The organism is Arthrobacter sp. FB24 (assembly GCF_000196235.1).
Lineage (GTDB): Bacteria > Actinomycetota > Actinomycetes > Actinomycetales > Micrococcaceae > Arthrobacter.
The window spans coordinates 888,829-908,230 of sequence record NC_008541.1; the positions used below are offsets into that span (position 1 = coordinate 888,829).

The following is a 19,402-nucleotide window of genomic DNA, read 5'->3' on the forward strand; positions in this document are numbered from 1 at the left end:
GGGGACGAGAACTGTAACCGCAGGAACCCGCCGGATGACGGTCGCCCAGGCCGTCGTCGAATATCTATCCAAGCAGTACACCGTTGATTCTGTTGGCGGGCTGGATTACCGCGAACGCCTGATCCCCGGCACGTTCGGCATCTTCGGGCACGGCAACGTTGCCGGAGTGGGCCAGGCGCTCAAGCAGTACCAGCAGCTGGATCCGGCGATCATGCCGTACTACCAGGGCCGCAACGAGCAGGCGCAGGCGCACCAGGCTGTGGGCTACGCGCGCCACACCCGCCGCCGGCAGACCTTTGCGATCAGCACCTCGATCGGGCCGGGTTCCTCCAACCTGCTCACGGGGGCGGCGCTGGCCACCACCAACCGCCTGCCGGTCCTGCTGCTTCCCAGCGACACGTTCGCCACCCGTGCTGCGGATCCGGTGCTGCAGCAGCTCGAACAGCCCTACGCGTACGACATCACCGTCAATGACGCCTTCCGTCCGCTGTCCAAGTTCTTCGACCGCGTCAACCGGCCCGAGCAGCTGTTCTCCGCGTTCCACCACGGACTGCGCGTACTGACGGATCCGGCCGAAACCGGCGCTGTCACCATCTCCCTGCCGCAGGATGTCCAGGCCGAAGCCTTAGACGTGCCCGAGGAGTTCCTGGCCGAACGCGAGTGGCGGATCCGCCGCCCGGACGCGGACGACGAGGACATCCGCCGTGCCGCCGAAGCCATCCGCGCCGCGAAACGCCCGCTGATCATCGCCGGCGGCGGCGTCCTCTACGCCTACGCCAACGACGAACTGGCCAGGTTCGTGGAACTCACCGGCATCCCGGTGGGCAACACCCAGGCCGGGGTGGGCGTCCTGCCCTGGGACCACAAGTTGTCCCTCGGCGCGATCGGCTCCACGGGCACGACGGCGGCAAATGCCCTTGCAGCCGAAGCGGACCTGATCATCGGCATCGGCACCCGCTACGAGGACTTCACCACCGCCTCGCGGACCGCGTTCCAGAACCCGGATGTGAAGTTCATCAACATCAACGTAGCCGCCATGGATGCGTATAAGCACGGCACGTCGCTGCCGATCGTCGCGGATGCGCGCAAGGCACTGGTGAAGCTGAACCAAGCACTCGGCGGCTACCGCGTGGGCGCCGACCTGGAACAGCAGATCGCGGCCGAGAAGAAGCGCTGGGATGCCACCGTGGACGAAGCGTTCGACACCCGCTTCACTCCGCTGCCGGCCCAGAACGAAATCATCGGCGCCACGTCCCGGGCCATGGACGCCCAGGACGTCGTCGTCTGCGCCGCCGGGTCCCTGCCCGGTGATCTGCACAAGATGTGGCGCGTCCGGGACCCCTTCGGCTACCACGTGGAATACGCCTACTCCTGCATGGGCTACGAAATCCCGGGCGGGCTCGGCGTCAAGCGCGCTGCGCTGGCGGAAGCCGCGCGGGGCGGGGCGGAGCGCGACGTCGTCGTGATGGTGGGGGACGGTTCGTACCTCATGATGCACACCGAGCTGGTCACCGCCGTCGCCGAACGGATCAAGCTGATCGTGGTCCTGATCCAGAACCACGGCTACGCCTCGATCGGCTCGCTCTCCGAGTCCCTCGGCTCACAGCGCTTCGGCACCAAGTACCGCGCCCTCGACGGAGACCACCACAGCTTCGACGAAGGCGAAACCCTTCCGGTGGACCTCGCCCTGAACGCGCAAAGCCTGGGCGTGAAAGTGATCCGGATCGAACCGGGGGAGAAGGTCATCGCCGAACTCGAACAGGCCATCAGGGACGCCAAAGCCGCCCCCGAGCGCGGCGGGCCCATCCTGATCCATGTCGAATCCGACCCCCTGCTGGACGCCCCGAGCTCCGAATCATGGTGGGACGTTCCCGTCTCCCAGGTCTCCGAGCTCGAATCCACGAGGCAGGCATTCCAGGCCTACACCGACCACAAAAACCGCCAGCGCAAGCTGCTCGGCTAACAGACCAAGGAAGTCCACCCCCATGTCAACGACGACCGTCACCACCACCATCAACCACTTCATCAACGGGGCCGAGGCCGCCGGCGAAGGCGACCGGACCCAGCCCGTTTACAACCCCGCCACCGGCGCCGTCTCCGCAGAGCTGCGGCTGGCCAGCCGGGCGGACCTGGACGCCACCGTTGCCGCCGCCCGCAAAGCCGCCGACAGCTGGGGAGACATCTCCCTGGCCAAGCGCACCGCGGTGCTGTTCAAGTTCCGCGAACTCGTCGCAGCCCACGTGGACGACCTCGCCGAGCTGATCACCGCCGAACACGGCAAGGTCCTCTCCGATGCCAAGGGCGAGATCGGCCGCGGCCTCGAAGTCATTGAATTCGCCTGCGGGATCCCCACCCTGCTCAAGGGCGACTACTCGGACCAGGTCTCCACCGGCATCGACGTCTTCTCCTTCCGCGAGCCGCTCGGCGTCGTCGCCGGCATCACGCCGTTCAACTTTCCTGTCATGGTCCCGCTGTGGATGGCGCCGATGGCCATCGCCACCGGCAACGCCTTCATCCTCAAGCCCTCCGAGCGCGACCCGTCCGCCTCGATGCTGCTGGCCAAGCTGTGGAAGGAGGCAGGCCTTCCCGACGGCGTCTTCCAGGTCCTGCACGGCGACAAGGAAACCGTGGACGGCCTCCTGACCCACCCGGACGTGGACGGCATCTCCTTCGTCGGCTCCACCCCGATCGCCCAGTACGTCCACGAGACCGCCACCAAGCACGGCAAGCGCGTCCAGGCCCTGGGCGGTGCGAAGAACCACGCCATCGTGATGCCCGACGCCGACCTGGACAACGCCGCCGACCACCTCGCTGCTGCCGCCTTCGGTTCCGCCGGCGAACGCTGCATGGCCATCTCCGTTGCCGTCGCCGTCGGCGATGCCGCCGAACTGCTGGTCAAAAAAGTCGAAGAGCGCGCCCTCGCCGTCAAGGTCAACAACGGCACCGCACCCGACGCCGAAATGGGCCCGGTCATTACGCCCGCCTCCAAGGAACGCATCGTCAGGATCGTCACCGAAGCAGAAGCCGCGGGCGCCGCGATGGTGGTGGACGGTCGCGACCTGGTGGTCCCCGGCCACGAGGAAGGCTTCTGGGTGGGCCCCACCGTACTGGACCACGTCAAGACCGAAATGACCGCCTACACCGAGGAAATCTTCGGACCGGTCCTCGTCGTCGTCCGGGTGGAGGACCTGGAGGCAGGCATCGCCCTGATCAACTCGAACCCGTACGGCAACGGCACCGCGATCTTCACCTCCTCCGGCGCCAACGCCCGCAAGTTCCAGCGCTCCGTGACCGTGGGCATGATCGGCATCAACGTGCCGCTGCCCGTTCCCGTGGCCTACCACTCCTTCGGCGGCTGGAAGGCCTCCCTGTTCGGTGACAAGCACATCTACGGCCCGGAAGGCGTCTCCTTCTACACCCGTGGCAAGGTAGTTACCTCACGCTGGCCCGAGCCCACCCACGCCTCGGGTGCCTCCTACAACTTCCCGTCCAACTAGTCCGCACCGCCGCCCCCGCCTCGCAAGCTCGGCCAGGTAACCCTGGCGGCGTGGGCCCAGCAGAAAGACATTGCTGTCATGACTGAGAACAAACTGATCATCGGCACCGCGCCGGACTCCTGGGGCGTCTGGTTCGCTGATGACCCCAAGCAGACCCCGTGGGAGCGGTTCCTCGATGAGGTGGCCGAGTCCGGCTACAAGTGGATCGAACTTGGCCCCTACGGCTACCTGCCGAACAACCCTGCGCGGCTGGCCGAGGAGCTCAAGCAGCGCGACCTGAAAGTCACCGCGGGAACGGTCTTCACCGCGTTCCACCGCGGACTGGACGAGTGGGAGACCGCCTGGGAGCCGGCACGCAAGGTCGCCGAGCTCACGGCGGCCATGGGCGGCGAACACATCGTTGTCATCCCGGCCATGTGGCGCGACGACGTCACCGGCGAAGCAGTGGAAAGCGGCCAGCTGACCGAGAAGGCCTGGAGCGATCTGTTCGCCGGCCACAACCGGCTGGGCAAGACCCTGCTGGAGGACTTCGGCCTCAAGCAGCAGTTCCACTCCCACGCCGATTCCCACGTCGGAGCCCAGGAGGATATCGAAAGCCTTCTGGCGGCCACGGACTCCAAGTACCTGAACCTCTGCCTGGACACCGGCCACGCCGAATACTGCGGAGCCTCCAGCCTTGAACTCATCAAGAACTACCCGGACCGCATCGGCTACCTGCACCTGAAGCAGATCAACCCGGACATCCTCAAGAAGGTCAACGAGGAAAACATGACCTGGGCGGCAGCCAACCTGGCCGGCGTCATGACCGAGCCGCCGAACGGGCTGCCGGACCTGCGCGCCGTCATCGAAGCGGTGGAGGCGCTGAACCGCCCTATCTTCGGCATCGTGGAACAGGACATGTATCCGGTGGCCTTTGACGTCCCCATGCCCATCGCCAAGCGCACCCGCAATTACCTGCTGTCCTGCGGTTCCCGCACGGCAGTCAACTAACAGCCGCCCAGGCACTCGAAACGTAAGGAAAGAACAATGACTGAAACCCTTCGCGTCGCCGTCATCGGCGCCGGCCGCATGGGCGCTGACCACATCCAGCGCCTCAGCAAGCGGATCCACGGCGCTGAAGTTGCCGCCGTCGTCGACGTTGATCTTGCCCGCGCACAGGCGGCCGTCGAAGGCATCCCGGGCGCAGTGGCCCTGGCCGATGCCGACGAGGCGCTGAACAACGGGGACGTCAACGCCGTCCTGATCGCCACACCAGGCTTCCTGCACGAGGACATCCTGCTCAAGGCCCTCGCCAGGGACATCCCGATCCTCTGCGAGAAGCCGCTCACCCCCGACGCCGAATCAGCATGGAAGATCGTCCAGGCCGAGGAAAAGCTGGGCCACAAGCGCATCCAGGTGGGCTTCATGCGCCGCTTCGACGCCGAGTACGCCGCCCTGGGGCAGGTCATCCGCGACCACGAGCTGGGTGAATTGCTGATGCTGCACCACCAGCACCGCAACCCCACCACGCCCCCTGGCTTCACCAACGAGATGCTGATCAACGATTCGGTGGTGCACGAGTTCGACGCCATCAGGTTCTTCACCGGCGAGGAAATCACCAGCGTCCAGGTCCGCCTGGGCAAGGCCACGAAGAACGCCCCGGCCGGCCAGCACGATCCCCAGCACGTCCTGGTGGAAACCGAGTCAGGCGTCCTGGCGGACGTGGAGATCTTCGTCAACGCCAAGTTCGGCTATGAGGTGGCCACGCAGGCATCCTTCGAAGACGGCATCGTCAGCATCGGCGGCGACAAGGGCCCTTACACCCGCGCCGCCGGCCGCTGGGGCGGTAATGTCACCCCCGGTTTCGAAGAGCGCTTCGGCGCGGCATACGACGTCGAGATCCAGTCCTGGGTGGACGCGGCACTCCGCGGCGAAATCGGCGGCCCCACCGCCTGGGACGGCTACGCCACCGCGGCATGCTGTGAAGCCGGCGTGGAAGCACAGAAGAACGGTGAGAAGGTGGCCGTGAAGCTGAACGCCAGGCCGGCCCTCTACAGCTGAGCCCGTTTCGACAACTGACTCACCCACCATGGAGTGTTCCCCGTGAAAATCGCACTTGATCCAACGCCGTTCCACCACTCGCACACCCTGCTCGAATTTCCCCGGGTGGTGGCGGACCTCGGCTACAAGTACATGCAGATGACCCCGCACGCCGACTTCATCCCGTTCTACAACCACCCCAAGGCCGACGACGAACTGGTGGGCCAGCTCAACAAGGCATGCAAGGACGTGGGGATCGAGATCGCCTCGGTCCTGCCTGTGCTCCGCTGGTCCGGGCCGGACGAGGATGCCCGCGAAGCCGCCGTCCGCTACTGGAAGCGCGTCATCCAGATCACCGTGGACCTGGGCGTCAGCACTATCAACACCGAATTCAGCGGACGCCCGGAGAAGGCCGAGGAATCAGAGCGCGCCTTCTACCGTTCGATGGAGGAGCTGCTGCCCATCATCGAACGCGAAGGCCTGGACCTCCTGATCGATCCGCACCCGGACGACTTCGTGGAGGAAGGCCTGGCTGCCATCCGCGTCATCCGCGGCCTGAATTCCAAGAACGTGGGCCTGGTCTACGTGGCCTCGCACAGCTTCCACATGAAGAACGCGCCGCTGGACATCATGCGCGCTGCGGGGGACAAGCTCCGGCTGGTCCACGTGGCAGACACCATGAACCACCACGCTTCGCACGGCCTGCGCTACATCACCAACCCGCCCGGGAACCCGGTCCGCGTGCACCAGCACCTGAAAATCGGCGACGGTGACGTCAACTGGGAGGAATTCTTCGGCGGCCTGCAGGAAATCGGCTTCCTGGACCGTGAAGACACCGTGATGGTGTCCAGCGTCTTCGCTGAAGACGAGAACGCCGCGGAGGTTTCCCGTTACCAGCTGGTCACAATGAACAACTACATCGCGACAGCCCGGTGACGGCCGCCCTATGAAGCAAACAGAAAAAACACTCCCCGGTACTTCGACCCGGTCACTGGCCGGAGGCGATGGCGCGGCAGGTTCTGCGGCAGCGGCTCCCAATCCCAGGGGATTCATGCGGCGGGTGGCCCTGTTCTCGACGTTCGGCGGCCTGCTCTTCGGCTACGACACCGGTGTGATCAACGGTGCCCTGCCGTTCATGCAGCGCGATCTCGGGCTGACGCCGCTGACTGAAGGCCTGGTCACGTCCACCCTGCTGTTCGGCGCGGCCTTTGGTGCCATCACTGCCGGCCGGTTGTCCGACCGTTTCGGCCGCCGCAGGACGATCATGGCGCTTGCAATCATATTCGCGCTCTCTACGATGGCTTGTTCCATGGCACCCACGACGGAGCTGTTGGTGGCAGCCCGGACAGTCCTGGGCCTTGCGGTGGGCGGCGCGTCGGTGATCGTTCCTGTGTATCTTGCGGAAATGTCGCCGGCAGCCCAGCGCGGGCGGATCGTCACGCAGAATGAGCTCATGATCGTCACGGGACAGTTCCTGGCGTTCACGTTCAATGCTGTCCTGGGCAACGCCTTCCCCGAGGCGTCCCATGTGTGGCGCTGGATGCTGGTGATCGCCACGCTCCCCGCCGTCGTTCTCTGGTTCGGCATGTTGGTCCTGCCCGAAAGCCCCCGCTGGCTGGCCTCGGCCGGACGCTTCGGCGAGGTCCTCGAAGTGCTGCGCAAGACGCGTGCCCCGGCCGATGTTTCCACGGAATTCGATGAGGTGCGGCAGGCGGCCCGGGAAGACTACCAATCCAAGCTTGGAACGTTCCGGGACCTCACCGTGCCATGGATCCGCAGGATCTTCGTGGTGGGCCTGGGCATGGCGGTCATCAACCAGATCAGCGGCGTCAACGCCATCATGTACTACGGAACCTCGATCCTCTCCAGTTCAGGCTTCGGGGACCAGGGCGCCCTGCTGGCCAATGTCGTCAACGGCATCACCTCCGTGGTCGCCGTCATTGTCGGAATGTCCCTAATGACGAAGGTGCGCCGGAAGTCCATGCTGATCGTGGGCCTGGTAGGCACGGCATCTTCGCTGCTGGCCATTGGCCTGATTTCCATGCTGGTCCCGGAAGGCATCGCCCGCGGCTATCTGGTGCTGCTGTTCATGGTGACGTTCCTGGCTTCCATGCAGTCCTGCATCGGCACGGTGACGTGGCTGACGATGTCCGAAATCTTCCCGCTGCATGTCCGCGGCACCGGCATGGGGATCTGTGTGTTCGTGCTGTGGATGATCAACTTCCTGATCGGATTCTCCTTTCCGCAGATGGTGGCCTCGATCGGTGTTTCAACGACGTTCTTCATCTTCGTAGCCATCCAGCTGGCGGCCATCGTGTGGGTGAAACGTGTGGTCCCGGAGACCAAGGACAAGAGCCTTGAGGACCTGGAGCACTTCTTCAAAAACGCTGCCGCAGTGAAGTAGGCGTCCCTACAGCAGGAAAGCCCCGCGGGCGCGCTTCAGCGCGGCGCGGGGCTTTTGCCTTGTGTGCCTACGCGTGGGCGTGGAGCTTCGGCAGCGCGTCCACCAGCGGGGCAAGCTCCGGGATCTCCTGCGCCTCGGCCAGGGCCCGTTCCAGCGTGGCGTCGTGGGTGGGCCGCGCCTCCTCGAGCAGCCTGATGCCGCTCTCTGTCAGTTCGGTGTAGATGCCGCGGCGGTCGTCCGCGCAGAGGATACGCGTGAGCAGGCCGCGGTCCTCGAGCCTGTTCACCAGCCTCGTGGTGGCGCTGGCGCTCAGCGCGGTGGCACGGGCCAGTTGCTGCATGCGCATGTGCCAACCGTCCTGCCGGCTCAGGGCGTCGAGCACCGTGTACTCGACGACTGACAGCTGGGCTTCGGCCTGGAGCGAGCGTTCCAGCTCCGACTCGATCAGGCCGTGCAGGGCCGCGAGGGTCCGCCATCCCTGCGCGCGGACTTCAACGGCGTCGTCCTTGATGCCCATCGTGTACTTCCCTTCGAATCGTGTACCCCGCGGACAGTAGTGGGGGCATAACAAATAATAGTTGCTTGCGCGTGGTATCTGCTTGTGCAACAATAAATAACGCGTCTGCAACTATTAGCTTACGCGCCCTACCCTATTCAGTACAGTTTTGAAGGAGCTCCGCCATGCCCATTGGCCTGTTAGCCCTAGCCCTCGGCGGGTTCGGTATCGGACTCACCGAGTTCGTGATCATGGGCCTGCTGCCCGAGGTTGCCGCTGACTTCAGTGTCAGCGAGGCGACGGCCGGCTGGCTGATCTCCGGCTACGCGCTCGCCGTCGTCGTCGGCGCCCTGCTGCTCACCGCAGCCGTAACGCGCTTCGAACGCAAGCCGGTCCTGGCCGTCCTGCTGGTGCTGTTCATTGCCGGCAACCTGGTCTCCGCCATCGCCCCCGACTACTCCATGATGATGATCGGCCGGATTGTGGCCGCCCTGGCCCACGGCGCGTTCTTTAGCATTGGGGCGGTTGTTGCCGCGGACATGGTGGCCCCCACCAAGAAGGCCGGCGCCATCGCCATCATGTTCACCGGCCTTACTGCTGCCAACGTCCTCGGCGTCCCGTTTGGCACCATGCTCGGCCAGGCCGCCGGCTGGCGCTCCACCTTCTGGGCCATCACGGGCATCGGTGTCCTTGCGCTGGCGGGCATCCTGACCCTGGTGCCCCGTACCGGCCCCGGCCGCGCTGCCGCCCAGGCTGCCTCCGGCGGGCTCCGCGGCGAGCTGCGGGCCTTCCGGTCCGGCCAGGTGTGGCTGTCCATCCTTGTCACCATCCTCGGCTACGGCGGCATGTTCGGCGCCTTCACCTACATCGCCTACACCCTCACCGAGGTCACCGGCTTCGCGGCCTCCACCGTGCCCTGGCTCCTGATCCTCTTCGGCGTCGGGCTGTTCATCGGAAACACTGTGGGCGGGAAGGCGGCCGACCGGAACGTGGACCGCACGCTGCTGGTTGTCCTTGCCGCGCTGGTGGTGATCCTGGTGGCCTTCGCCCTGGCTGCCGGCAACCAGCCCCTCACCATCGCCTCCATGGTCCTGATGGGCGGCTTTGGCTTCGCCACTGTCCCGGGGCTCCAGATGCGCGTCATGAAGTATGCCAGTAGTGCGCCCACTTTGGCCTCCGGCGCCAACATCGGCGCCTTCAACGTCGGCAACGCCCTCGGCGCCTGGCTCGGCGGCGTGACCATCACTGCAGGCCTGGGCTACACCTCGCCGATCTGGGCCGGTGCGGGGATCACGCTTCTGGGCCTCGGTGTGATGGCCTTCGCCGCGGCGAAAGCCAAGCGGCAGGATCAAAATCGTACGACGGCGGCCGCCGCGCCTGCTGCTGCCGGGGCGCCCGTCGGCGTTTAGGCATCCACGGTGACCCTCGCCGCCAACCTTGCCGGCGCGGCCTGGGGCTCTCGCATTGGACTGCCGGGGGTGACGGAATTGCCCGTCACCCCCGGCATTTCCATGCCAATATATGCGATTTCAGGTTAAAACATCCTAATGTCAGGACAAACTATTGACATTAGTGGGCCCAATCACCATGATCGAGGTAGACAGTGCTCCGGCGGCTGCAGAGTGGCAGCCCGGAAACTGAGATCAAAGGAGATTCAGGTGGCTAATTTTTCCTGGCGCAAGGCAGCCCTTGTTGCGGTGGTAGTGCCGATGATGGCGTTGAGCGCGTGTTCAAGCACCGGAGGAAAGCCCGCCGAGACGGGTGGCGGCGCAGGTGGTGGCCAGGCCGCAAGCACGGACCGCATCAAGGTGGCTCTCATTACCCACGCGGCCGCGGGTGATACCTTCTGGGACATCGTCCGCAAGGGTGCCGAGGAAGCGTCGGCGAAGGACAACGTTGAACTCCTCTACACGTCCGACCCCGAAGCCGGGCGTCAGGCTCAGCTCATCCAGCAGGCAATAGATCAGAAGGTCGACGGCATCGCGGTCACGCTCGCCAAGCCCGAAGCCCTCAAAGATGTCCTGAAGAAGGCCGCCGACGCGGGCATCCCGATTGTGAGCCTCAATGCCGGCGAGGGTGTCTCGGCGCAGCTGGGAGCGTTTACGCACTTCGGCTCCAACGAGCAGCTCGCCGGTCAGGCCGTGGGCACCAAGCTCGCCGCGGACGGATTCAAGCATCCGATCTGCGTGATACAGGAACAGGGGCACGTCGGACTTGAAGCACGGTGCGCTGGTGTCAAGGCGAAGGTGCCCGGAACGGAGATCCTTTACGTTGACGGCAAGGACATGACCTCCGTCCAGTCCACCGCGACCGCCAAGCTCCAGGCTTCCAAGGAGGCCGACGTCATCATCGGCCTCGGGGCTCCCATCACGCTGACGCTCCTCAAATCGGTCACTGACGCGGGCAGTTCGGCCAAGGTGGCAAGTTTCGACCTGAACGCGGATCTCTCCCGGAAGATTGTGGATGGTGCAGTTCTGTTCACCGTGGACCAGCAGCCGTGGCTGCAGGGATACGGCGCAGTCGACGCGCTGTGGCAGAACAAGCGCGGCGGCTTCAGTATCGGTGGCGGCCAGCCCGTCCTGACCGGCCCCGCGATCGTCGACAAGTCAAATGCGGCCGATGTCCTGAAGTTCGCCGAGCAGGGTATCCGCTAACAGCCCGCTGGCCGGGGCCGGTTCACGCCGGCCCCGGCAGCAAGGAGAATTATCATGACCGTCACTCAGACCAAGCCAAAGCCCGCGGCGCCCGATGAGCGCGTCGCCAAGCGCAGTCCGTTCCAAAAGCTCCTCGGACGTCCCGAGGTCGGTGCCCTGGTGGGTGCCATCGTCCTGTTCATCTTCTTCGCGTTGGTCTCCCCGACGTTTACCCAGCCCAACGCGCTGGCGACCATCCTCTACGGTTCCTCCACGATCGGGATCATGGCGGTCGGGGTGTCCTTGCTGATGATCGGCGGGGAGTTCGACCTCTCCACCGGTGTCGCCGTGATCTCCTCGGCGCTGACGGCGTCGCTGTTCAGCTGGTACTTCAGTACGAATGTGTGGGTGGGGGTTGGCCTGGCCCTGCTGGTCTCCCTGGGCATTGGCTTCATCAACGGCTGGATCCTGATGAAGACCAAACTGCCCTCCTTTATCGTCACCCTGGCCACGTTCCTGATGCTGACCGGCCTGAACCTGGGCCTGACCCGCCTGATCGGCGGCTCGGTCTCCTCACCCTCCATCTCCAACATGGACGGCTTCGCCTCGGCCCGGGCGGTGTTCGCATCCTCGGTGACCATCGGCGGGGTCGACGTCAAAAACACCGTGTTCATCTGGTTCGCCCTCGTCGCGGTGGCCACCTGGGTGCTGATGCGGACACGGGTCGGGAACTGGATCTTCGCCGTCGGCGGCGACGCGAACGCGGCCCGCGCCGTGGGGGTGCCGGTCAAGGCCACCAAGATCGGCCTGTTCATGGCCGTGGGCTTCTGCGGCTGGATCCTGGGTATGCACAACCTCTTCGCCTTCGACACCGTACAGTCCGGTGAAGGCGTGGGCAACGAGTTCCTCTACATCATCGCCGCGGTGATCGGTGGTTGCCTCCTCACCGGCGGCTACGGCTCGGCGATCGGCGGCGCGATCGGCGCGTTCATCTTCGGCATGGCCAACAAGGGCATCGTCTACGCGCAGTGGAATCCGGACTGGTTCAAGTTCTTCCTCGGCCTGATGCTGCTGCTGGCCACCATCGTCAATCTCATCGTCAAGCGCCGCGCAGAGCTCAAGTAAAGGGGCCGGAGAAATGAATGCCAAACAGATTGACCAGCAGACCCTGCTCCAGAACGAAACCGACCCGCTGACGCACACTCCGGTGCATCTGCTCTCGCTGGACAGGGTCGGCAAACGCTATGGCAACATCGTCGCCCTGACCGACGTCACGATGGCCGTGGACAATGGCCGCGTTACCTGCGTCCTGGGCGACAACGGCGCCGGCAAGTCAACACTGATCAAGATCATCGCCGGGCTGCACCAGCACGATGAGGGCGCCCTGAAGGTCATGGGGGAGGAACGGAAGTTCACCTCCCCTCGCGACGCCCTCGACGTCGGCATCGCCACCGTCTACCAGGACCTCGCCGTGGTGCCGCTGATGCCGATCTGGCGGAATTTCTTCCTCGGCTCGGAATTGACCTCCGGCTTTGGCCCGTTCAAAAGCATGGACGTCGAGAAAATGAAGGACATCACCAAGCACGAACTCGCCGAGATGGGCATCGACCTCCGCGACGTGGAGCAGCCCATCGGCCAGCTCTCCGGCGGTGAACGCCAGTGCGTCGCGATCGCACGGGCCGTGTACTTCGGCGCGAAGGTGCTGATCCTTGACGAGCCGACGGCGGCCCTCGGAGTGAAGCAGTCCGGCGTGGTGCTCCGTTACATCCTGCAGGCCCGCGACCGCGGACTGGGGGTCATTTTCATCACCCACAACCCGCACCACGCTTTCCCGGTTGGGGACCGGTTCCTCCTGCTCAAGCGCGGCAAGTCGATCGGCTACTACGAGAAGAAGGACATCACCCTCGACGAACTCACCGCCCAGATGGCCGGCGGCGCGGAGCTGGCCGAGCTCGCGCACGAACTGGAACAGCTTGGTGGGCACGGCGACGTCGTGAAGGAAGTCAAAGGCGAAGTAGCCGAGGTGGCCCAGACCACCGGCAAGGCCTACAGCTGAACTGCCGAGACCAATTGAAAGGACAGCCCCTTGGCCTACGTCACCCTGAATCCCGCCGGAGTCCCGGCCCTAGTACGGATCGGACTCATCGGCTCCGGCTGGATGGGGGCGTTCCACGCCGAAAGTATCGCCCGCCGCGTCCCTGGCGCCGTCCTCGCGGCCATCGCCGACCCGAACGTTGAATCCGCGGAAGCTTTGGCCCGCTCCCTGGGCACCGTCAAGGTGACGCCCAACGCCGAGGACATCCTGGCGGATCCGGAGATCGACGCCGTGATCATCGCGAGCCCGGCGCGCTTCCACTCCTCCCTCATCGCGCAGGCTGCCGCCGCCGGAAAACACGTCTTCTGCGAGAAACCCGCCGGCCAGGGGCTCGACGAACTGGACGCCGCACTCGCCGCGGTGGAAGCGGCGGGCGTGCACTTCCAGATCGGGTTCAACCGCCGGTATGCGGAGGATTTCCAGGCCGCCAAGAAAGACCTTGCCGCAGGTGTTGCCGGCACGCCGCAGCTCCTGCGTTCGCTGACGCGCGACCCCGGCAACGGAAATATCCCGAACGCGGCCAGGGTCCCGGCATGGACCATCTTCTTGGAAACCCTGATCCATGACTTCGACACGCTCAACTGGTTCAACGAAGGCGCCGAGCCCGTGGAGGTCTACGCGGTCGCGGACGCCCTGGTGGAGCCGGGCCTCCATGATCAGGGCTTCCTGGACACAGCAGTAGTCACCATCCGCTACAGCAACGGAGCCATAGCCGTGGCGGAAGCAAACTTCAGCGCACTGTACGGATACGACATCCGCGGGGAGGTTTTCGGCTCGAAGGGAATGGTCCAGGCCGGCCGTGCCACGGAGACCGCAGCCCGCCGCTACACCGCCGAGGGACTGTCCGCCGATACACCGCGGCTCAACGTCGAACTGTTCAGGCAGGCCTACACGGATGAACTCGCCGATTTCGCCGACGCGGTGCGCGCACGGCGTGACGGCGTGCCGCCGTCGTCGTCCGCCTTTACCCTCAGGCCGGGGGCCGCCGACGCCAGGCGTGCGCTGGCGATGGCGCTGGCCTGCATCGAGTCAGTCAAGCTGGGCGCCCCGGCGGCCGTGGCAGCATCAAAAGCCGATTATGCGGAGGATAAAGCATGAAGGACGTCATTCTTGGCCTGGTCGGAGTAGGGCGGATCGGCGTCATGCACGCCAACAACATCGCCGCGCTGAACGGGGTCCTCAACGCGGAGGGCATCAACGTCAGGCTCCGGCTCACCGACGTCGCGAAAGAGCATGCGCGGACCGTGGCGGCCGGGCTCGGCGCCGAGTTCCTTCCCTCGGTGGAGGCACTCCTGTCCTCCGGGCTGGACGGACTGGTCGTTGCCACCGGGACTGCCACCCACCCGGAACTGATCAAGGCAGGCGTGGACGCCGGCATCCCGGTGTTCTGCGAGAAACCGGTGGCCTTGAATGTGGCGGATGCCCTGCCGGTGCTGGACTACATCCGGGACCGGAAGGGCGTGGTGCAGATCGGGCACCAGCGCCGCTTCGACGCCGGCTACCTTGAAGCACGGCGCGCTTACCAGGCCGGCGAGCTGGGCTGGATCCACTCGCTACGGGCCGTCACGTGCGACATGGCACCCCCTCCGGTGGAGTTCCTTGCCAGCTCCGGCGGCCTCTTCCGGGACTGTTCCGTCCATGACTTCGACATCCTGCGCTGGCTGACCGGCCGGGAGATCGTCGAGGTGTACGCCAGGGGCTCCAATAACGGCGACCCGGCGATCGGCGAAGTGGGGGACGTGGACACCGCGCTCGCGCTGGTAACGTTCGACGACGGCACGGTCGGGACGGTCTCCGCCACCCGGTACAACGGGGCAGGCCACGACGTCCGGCTCGAAATCCAGGGTTCGCGCCGTTCGCTGATGGTGGGCCTGGATGACAAGACGGCGCTGGCATCGGCCGAAACCGGCGTCCACTTCCCCGCGGGCGAGCCGCACAAGACCTTCGCTGAACGCTTCGACCAGGCGTACCGCTCCGAGATGGCGGCTTTCGTGGAGCTGATCCTGGGCCGCCGGGAGAACCCGTGCACGGCAGAGGACGCCGTGGCTGCCTCCCGCGTTGCGGACGCCGCCCAGGAATCGCTGGCGACGGGCGTTCCGGTCCGCGTGGCACAGAAAGTGGCCCGCTAACCCCGGCGGACGCTGGCCCCGGCCCATAGCGCCCACTGGCAGACGAAGAAGCCCCTGACCGGTTGAACCGGTCAGGGGCCTCGTCTCGTCTTTAGGCGGTGAAGGGCAGCCGCGGGTCCACGTCCTTGCCCTCCCAGGTCTGGCGGATCCAGCCGTGGTGCGGGTCGTCGCTGATGAGCCACTCACGGACGGGGCCGGGGCCGGCCATCACGTTCAGGTAGTACAGGTCGTACCCCGGGGCGGCCATCGCGGGCCCGTGCCAGCCGTACGGAACCAGGACGACGTCGCCGGTGCGGACCTCAGCCGACACATCGATTGGCCGGTCGTCGGAGGCATAGACGCGCTGGTAGCCGATAGCGTCGCCTTGCACGCCTGAGCCGGGGGCGGGACCGTCCGGCGCTACGCGGGTCTCGAAGTAGTAGATTTCCTCGAGGTTGGTTTCGCCGTCTTTTTCCTCGTCATGCTTGTGCGGGGGATACGAGGACCAGTTACCGGCCGGGGTGATGACTTCGCAGACGATGAAGCGGTCGGCCTCCAGCGCGGCCGGGGTGCCGAAGTTGTGGACCTGCCGTGAGCAGTTGCCGGCACCCCGCAGTTCCACGGGAGTCTCGGAGGCGGTCACGAGCCGGGTCGGGTATGACGTCTTCGCGGGAGCCGTTGCGACCGCCACCCTGCCGCCGTCGGCAGAACTGATGGTGACAGCCTTCTCCGTGCCTGTGTACAGCACATCGCTGGGGCCGTGAAAAACACTGGCCCTGCCAGCCAGCCGGTAGTCCTCGCCGTCCACCGTGGCGGTGAAGGAACCGCTGAGCGGAACCACGATCCGTTCCTCGCCGGCAGCAGGCAGTTCGACGGCGGCGCCCGCCGGCAGCGTCGCCACTTTGAGTCCGGTGTGGGCCCAGCCGTTCACGTCAAGCGCGGAATCGGACGTTCCCAGCGAGATGTCCCAGCTGCCGTCGGCGGCGGAACCCAGGGGATATACCCAGTTGGCCATAGGGTTGCTCTTTCGTTAGTGGGGAGGGGAGTCCAGCCCGGCCGGACGGGCAGGAGGCAGCGGCTAGCGCTCGGGCAGGAGGCTGGTGCCTAGCGCTGGACGAGGGTCATTTCAAAGCTGTAGGAGTCGCCGCGGTAGACGTGGTGGCCGGTCTCCACCATGCGTCCCGTGTCATCCACTGCGGTGCGCTCCATGGTCACCAGTGCAAGTCCTGGCTGCGTATCCAGCAGCGGCGCCTGGTAGTCATTGGCCACCATGGCCCCGATGCGCTGCGAGGCCAGCCGGAAGTTCACGCCGCCATTGCGCAGGATCGCGTACAGGCCCTGGGCTTCCAGCTGGGCTTCGTCGATGGGGGTGATGTCGTCGCGGACCCAGTTTTCCATCAGGGCCAGCGGTTTGCCGCCCACCTTGCGCAACCTGGTGAAGTGGTAGACCTTGGCGCCGGCGGGAAGCTGGAGGGCTTCGCGCGTGGGGGCATCGGCTTCGATATGGGAGAAGCTCAGCACCTCGGTGGTGGGCTTGCTTCCGTTATTGGTCAGGTCGTCGTAGAGGCTCGAAAGCTCCAGCGGCCTCCGGACCTGGCTGGACACAACCTGTGTCCCCACGCCGCGCTTGCGCACCAGGAGCCCGGAACGCACCAGTTCGTCCATGGCCTTGCGCATGGTGGGCCGGGACAGGTTGAGCTGGGCAGCAAGGTCGATCTCGTTTTCCAGCCGGCTGCCCGGGGGAAGCAGCCCGGTGTGGATGGCGGACTCGATGCCCTGGACCACCTGGTGGTAAAGGGGCACCGGAGAAGAGCGGTCGATACTGAGATTAAGTTGATTCGCCACTGAGCGCTCCCTTGTGCTCCGCGACCTCCGAGGGTACCGGAGGGCCCGCGTATGTCAGCGTATGTTCTCTTGATAGGACATACTGCCTTTTTGACGATAATAGCAGGCTGTTTTACGGTGGCCAAGGAGCGGCAACGGGGTGCCGTCCGGGTTGGGGCTAGTCGCCAGGCGCCGCTGCCCGGCCGGGCAGCGGCCGGTTGCGGCACACGTCCACGAACGCCCGGAAGGGCGCGACGCGGTCCTCGGCCGGGAGCTCGAGGACTTCTGGATGCCATTGAACGGATGCCACCCAGCGAGCGGGATCCTCCAGCGCCTCCACGGTGCCGTCGCCGGCGACGGCCGTTACGATCAGCCCGTCCGCTACGCGGGCCACCGCCTGGTGGTGTCCCGAGGCGATCTTCACCGTCAGGCCGTCAGCCCCGCCGTCCCTGCTGTAGAGCCGCCCCACCTTGGAGCCGGGGAGAATGTCGACGTCGTGCCAGGCCCAGGGTCCGGGCGCCGTTCCCTCGGCGCCGTCCGCCGCCGCCCCGCCTGCTGCGGGCTCGTGGTGCGTCAGGGGACCGGCCGCCATGTCCTGCACCAGTGTTCCACCGTAGAGGACATTGAGGACCTGGTGTCCGCGGCAGATCCCCAGCAGCGGCAGCCCTTCGTCAAGGCTCCCGCGTGCAACCGCGAGGTCCAGTTCATCCTGTGCGGGGTTCACGTCATAGCACTCCGCCGTCTGCTCTTCTCCGTAGTGCCGCGGATCGAGGTCTCCGCCACCGGGGAGTACGACGCCGTCAAGCCCCTTGAGCGTTTCGGCCAGCCGGCCGCCGTCGGAATGTGTCGTCAGCAGCACCGGCTCCCCGCCGCCGTCGCGGACCAGCTCCACGATGTACTCAAACAGTTCATTGGCTTCCCCGACCCGCGGGTCGGGGTCCCGGGAGCTGCTGAGCCGGACCGGGATTCCGATCCGCGGCCGGGCGGGCGGGTTAAGGGGAGGAATACGCATGACTCATTCTGCAACAGGCCGAAACGGTTAGGCTTGCCGGATGAACAACAGATACCTTGTGTCCCGCCAGCGCTTCATCCAGGCCGGGCCCGAGGCCATTTTCGAGGTCCTGGCTACGCCTGCCCTGCACAGCGTGATCGATGGGTCTGAAACCGTGAAAGCGGCGCAGCCGCACGGTCCGGAAAGGTTGTCAGCCGGCGCCAGGTTCGGCATGGAAATGAACATGATGGTGGACTACAAGATCCTCAACACGGTCTGCGAGTTCGAAGAGGGCCGGCGCATCGCCTGGCGGCATTTCTTTGGCCACGTGTGGCGCTATGTGCTGGAACCCTCCACCGACGCCCGCGGAGTCCCGGGCACGCTGGTTACCGAGCAATGGGATGCCCGGCAGGTCCGGGGGAAGTTCTTCCTTCGGTTGGCCGGCTACCTGCGCCGCCACCCCGCCAACCTGGACGCCACACTGGCAAAGCTGGACCAGTATGTTGCCGCTTCGGGCCATGATGCTGATCCGGAACGCGTTCAACAGTAATGTTGAAGGCACCCGCAGCGGCGGGCACGACTGAAGGCAGGAGCCAGGATGGGTCGCAGGACACTCGTTGACGATCTTGTCGACGGCCTGCTCGACGACATCCTCGACGGCAAGCTGAAGCCGCACGATGCCATACCCCCCGAAGCGGACATCGCGAAGGCCTACGATGTCAGCAGGCTCACCGTACGCGAGGCGCTTAAGGCCCTGCGGGCGCAGAACATCCTCTACGTCAAGGCCGGCCGGGGAACGTTCGTCAATCCCTCGGACAACTGGACCGGGCTGGACGCGATCTTCAAAGCCGCGTCGCACGGAAACGGCGCTGACCAAGTCTCCGTGGGGCTGATCGAGATGCGGCGCATGGTGGAAACGGGTGCGGCCTCCCTGGCCGCCAAGCGGCACACCCCTGAGCACGCCGAACAGATGCGGGAGTGCATCACGGCAATGAAGCGTTTCCACGAGTCCGGCGATTTGGACCGCTTTGTCGAAGCGGACATCGCATTCCATGACGCAGTGCTGGAGGCCTCGGGCAATCCGTTTGTCCGGGCCCTGTTCGCGCAGCTGGGCCAGCTGCTCTACATGACCAGGCGGGAGACCTCGGCGGTACCCGAAATCCAGGTTCATGCCATCGAGTACCACCAGAAGGTCATGGACAGCATCCTCAGTGGCGACGCCGAGCTGTCACGGCGGACAATGGACGAACACATGGACCAGACGTACCGCGACTACGAACGCTACGTCCACCGTTCCGAGTCCTGACACGGCCCACCCCTAAGGGGGGCATCCCT

18 protein-coding genes are annotated in these 19,402 nt (G+C 65.6%); 14 read left to right on the plus strand and 4 right to left on the minus strand.

Features of this window, described 5'->3' with window-relative positions; all coding sequences use genetic code 11:
- Window positions 1–34: 34 nt before the first annotated feature.
- The 6 genes from iolD to ARTH_RS04250 all read left to right on the plus strand — a co-directional run bounded on the left by iolD (window position 35) and on the right by ARTH_RS04250 (window position 7,920).
- Window positions 35–1,963, plus strand: coding sequence for a 3D-(3,5/4)-trihydroxycyclohexane-1,2-dione acylhydrolase (decyclizing) (gene iolD / locus ARTH_RS04225; protein WP_043429412.1), 1,929 nt, complete (start codon window positions 35–37; stop codon window positions 1,961–1,963).
- 22 nt (window positions 1,964–1,985) lie between these two features.
- A complete protein-coding gene (locus ARTH_RS04230) occupies window positions 1,986–3,497 on the plus strand; it encodes a CoA-acylating methylmalonate-semialdehyde dehydrogenase (RefSeq protein ID WP_011690688.1) in 1,512 nt (503 codons plus the stop codon).
- A gap of 78 nt (window positions 3,498–3,575) precedes the next feature.
- Window positions 3,576–4,487, plus strand: a complete 912-nt coding sequence (locus ARTH_RS04235) for a sugar phosphate isomerase/epimerase family protein (RefSeq protein WP_011690689.1) — start codon at window positions 3,576–3,578, stop codon at window positions 4,485–4,487.
- 36 nt (window positions 4,488–4,523) lie between these two features.
- Window positions 4,524–5,537, plus strand: a complete 1,014-nt coding sequence (locus ARTH_RS04240) for a Gfo/Idh/MocA family protein (RefSeq protein ID WP_011690690.1) — start codon at window positions 4,524–4,526, stop codon at window positions 5,535–5,537.
- Window positions 5,538–5,579: 42 nt separating this feature from the next.
- Window positions 5,580–6,452: a sugar phosphate isomerase/epimerase family protein gene (locus tag ARTH_RS04245; protein ID WP_011690691.1), complete on the plus strand. Its 873-nt coding sequence runs from the start codon at window positions 5,580–5,582 to the stop codon at window positions 6,450–6,452.
- A 10-nt stretch (window positions 6,453–6,462) separates the two neighbouring features.
- Window positions 6,463–7,920 carry a sugar porter family MFS transporter gene (locus tag ARTH_RS04250; RefSeq protein WP_011690692.1) on the plus strand — a complete coding sequence of 486 codons (1,458 nt, stop codon included), beginning with the start codon at window positions 6,463–6,465 and terminating at the stop codon, window positions 7,918–7,920.
- A gap of 67 nt (window positions 7,921–7,987) precedes the next feature.
- On the opposite strand, the gene ARTH_RS04255 is transcribed toward ARTH_RS04250, so the two are convergent.
- Entirely contained in the window at window positions 7,988–8,437 is a 450-nt protein-coding gene (locus ARTH_RS04255; RefSeq protein WP_011690693.1) for a MarR family winged helix-turn-helix transcriptional regulator, read from the minus strand.
- A 164-nt stretch (window positions 8,438–8,601) separates the two neighbouring features.
- On the opposite strand from ARTH_RS04255, the gene ARTH_RS04260 reads away from it, so the two are divergent.
- The 6 genes from ARTH_RS04260 (at window position 8,602) to ARTH_RS04285 (ending at window position 15,273) form a co-directional block, all read left to right on the plus strand.
- A complete protein-coding gene (locus ARTH_RS04260; RefSeq protein WP_011690694.1) occupies window positions 8,602–9,825 on the plus strand; it encodes an MFS transporter in 1,224 nt (407 codons plus the stop codon).
- A 249-nt stretch (window positions 9,826–10,074) separates the two neighbouring features.
- Entirely contained in the window at window positions 10,075–11,070 is a 996-nt protein-coding gene (locus ARTH_RS04265) for a substrate-binding domain-containing protein (protein WP_198011532.1), read from the plus strand.
- Between the two features lie 54 nt (window positions 11,071–11,124).
- The gene (locus ARTH_RS04270) at window positions 11,125–12,174 is read left to right on the plus strand and encodes an ABC transporter permease (protein ID WP_011690696.1); all 1,050 of its coding nucleotides are present in this window, start codon (window positions 11,125–11,127) and stop codon (window positions 12,172–12,174) included.
- Window positions 12,175–12,187: 13 nt separating this feature from the next.
- Window positions 12,188–13,105: an ATP-binding cassette domain-containing protein gene (locus tag ARTH_RS04275; RefSeq protein ID WP_011690697.1), complete on the plus strand. Its 918-nt coding sequence runs from the start codon at window positions 12,188–12,190 to the stop codon at window positions 13,103–13,105.
- 30 nt (window positions 13,106–13,135) lie between these two features.
- Window positions 13,136–14,242 carry a Gfo/Idh/MocA family oxidoreductase gene (locus ARTH_RS04280; protein WP_011690698.1) on the plus strand — a complete coding sequence of 369 codons (1,107 nt, stop codon included), beginning with the start codon at window positions 13,136–13,138 and terminating at the stop codon, window positions 14,240–14,242.
- Entirely contained in the window at window positions 14,239–15,273 is a 1,035-nt protein-coding gene (locus ARTH_RS04285; RefSeq protein WP_011690699.1) for a Gfo/Idh/MocA family oxidoreductase, read from the plus strand. Before ARTH_RS04280 ends, ARTH_RS04285 begins: the two co-directional genes overlap by 4 nt.
- 91 nt (window positions 15,274–15,364) lie before the next feature.
- On the opposite strand, the gene iolB is transcribed toward ARTH_RS04285, so the two are convergent.
- The 3 genes from iolB to ARTH_RS04300 all read right to left on the minus strand — a co-directional run bounded on the left by iolB (window position 15,365) and on the right by ARTH_RS04300 (window position 18,088).
- Entirely contained in the window at window positions 15,365–16,267 is a 903-nt protein-coding gene (gene iolB / locus ARTH_RS04290) for a 5-deoxy-glucuronate isomerase (protein WP_011690700.1), read from the minus strand.
- An 89-nt stretch (window positions 16,268–16,356) separates the two neighbouring features.
- The gene (locus tag ARTH_RS04295) at window positions 16,357–17,097 is read right to left on the minus strand and encodes a GntR family transcriptional regulator (protein WP_011690701.1); all 741 of its coding nucleotides are present in this window, start codon (window positions 17,095–17,097) and stop codon (window positions 16,357–16,359) included.
- A 157-nt stretch (window positions 17,098–17,254) separates the two neighbouring features.
- Window positions 17,255–18,088, minus strand: coding sequence for a gamma-glutamyl-gamma-aminobutyrate hydrolase (locus ARTH_RS04300; RefSeq protein ID WP_011690702.1), 834 nt, complete (start codon window positions 18,086–18,088; stop codon window positions 17,255–17,257).
- A 40-nt stretch (window positions 18,089–18,128) separates the two neighbouring features.
- Here ARTH_RS04300 and ARTH_RS04305 point away from each other — a divergent pair, with 40 nt between their 5' ends.
- Window positions 18,129–18,617, plus strand: coding sequence for a hypothetical protein (locus ARTH_RS04305; protein ID WP_011690703.1), 489 nt, complete (start codon window positions 18,129–18,131; stop codon window positions 18,615–18,617).
- 48 nt (window positions 18,618–18,665) lie between these two features.
- Complete coding sequence (locus tag ARTH_RS04310; RefSeq protein WP_011690704.1) at window positions 18,666–19,373, plus strand: FadR/GntR family transcriptional regulator; 708 nt, start codon at window positions 18,666–18,668, stop codon at window positions 19,371–19,373.
- Window positions 19,374–19,402: the final 29 nt, after the last annotated feature.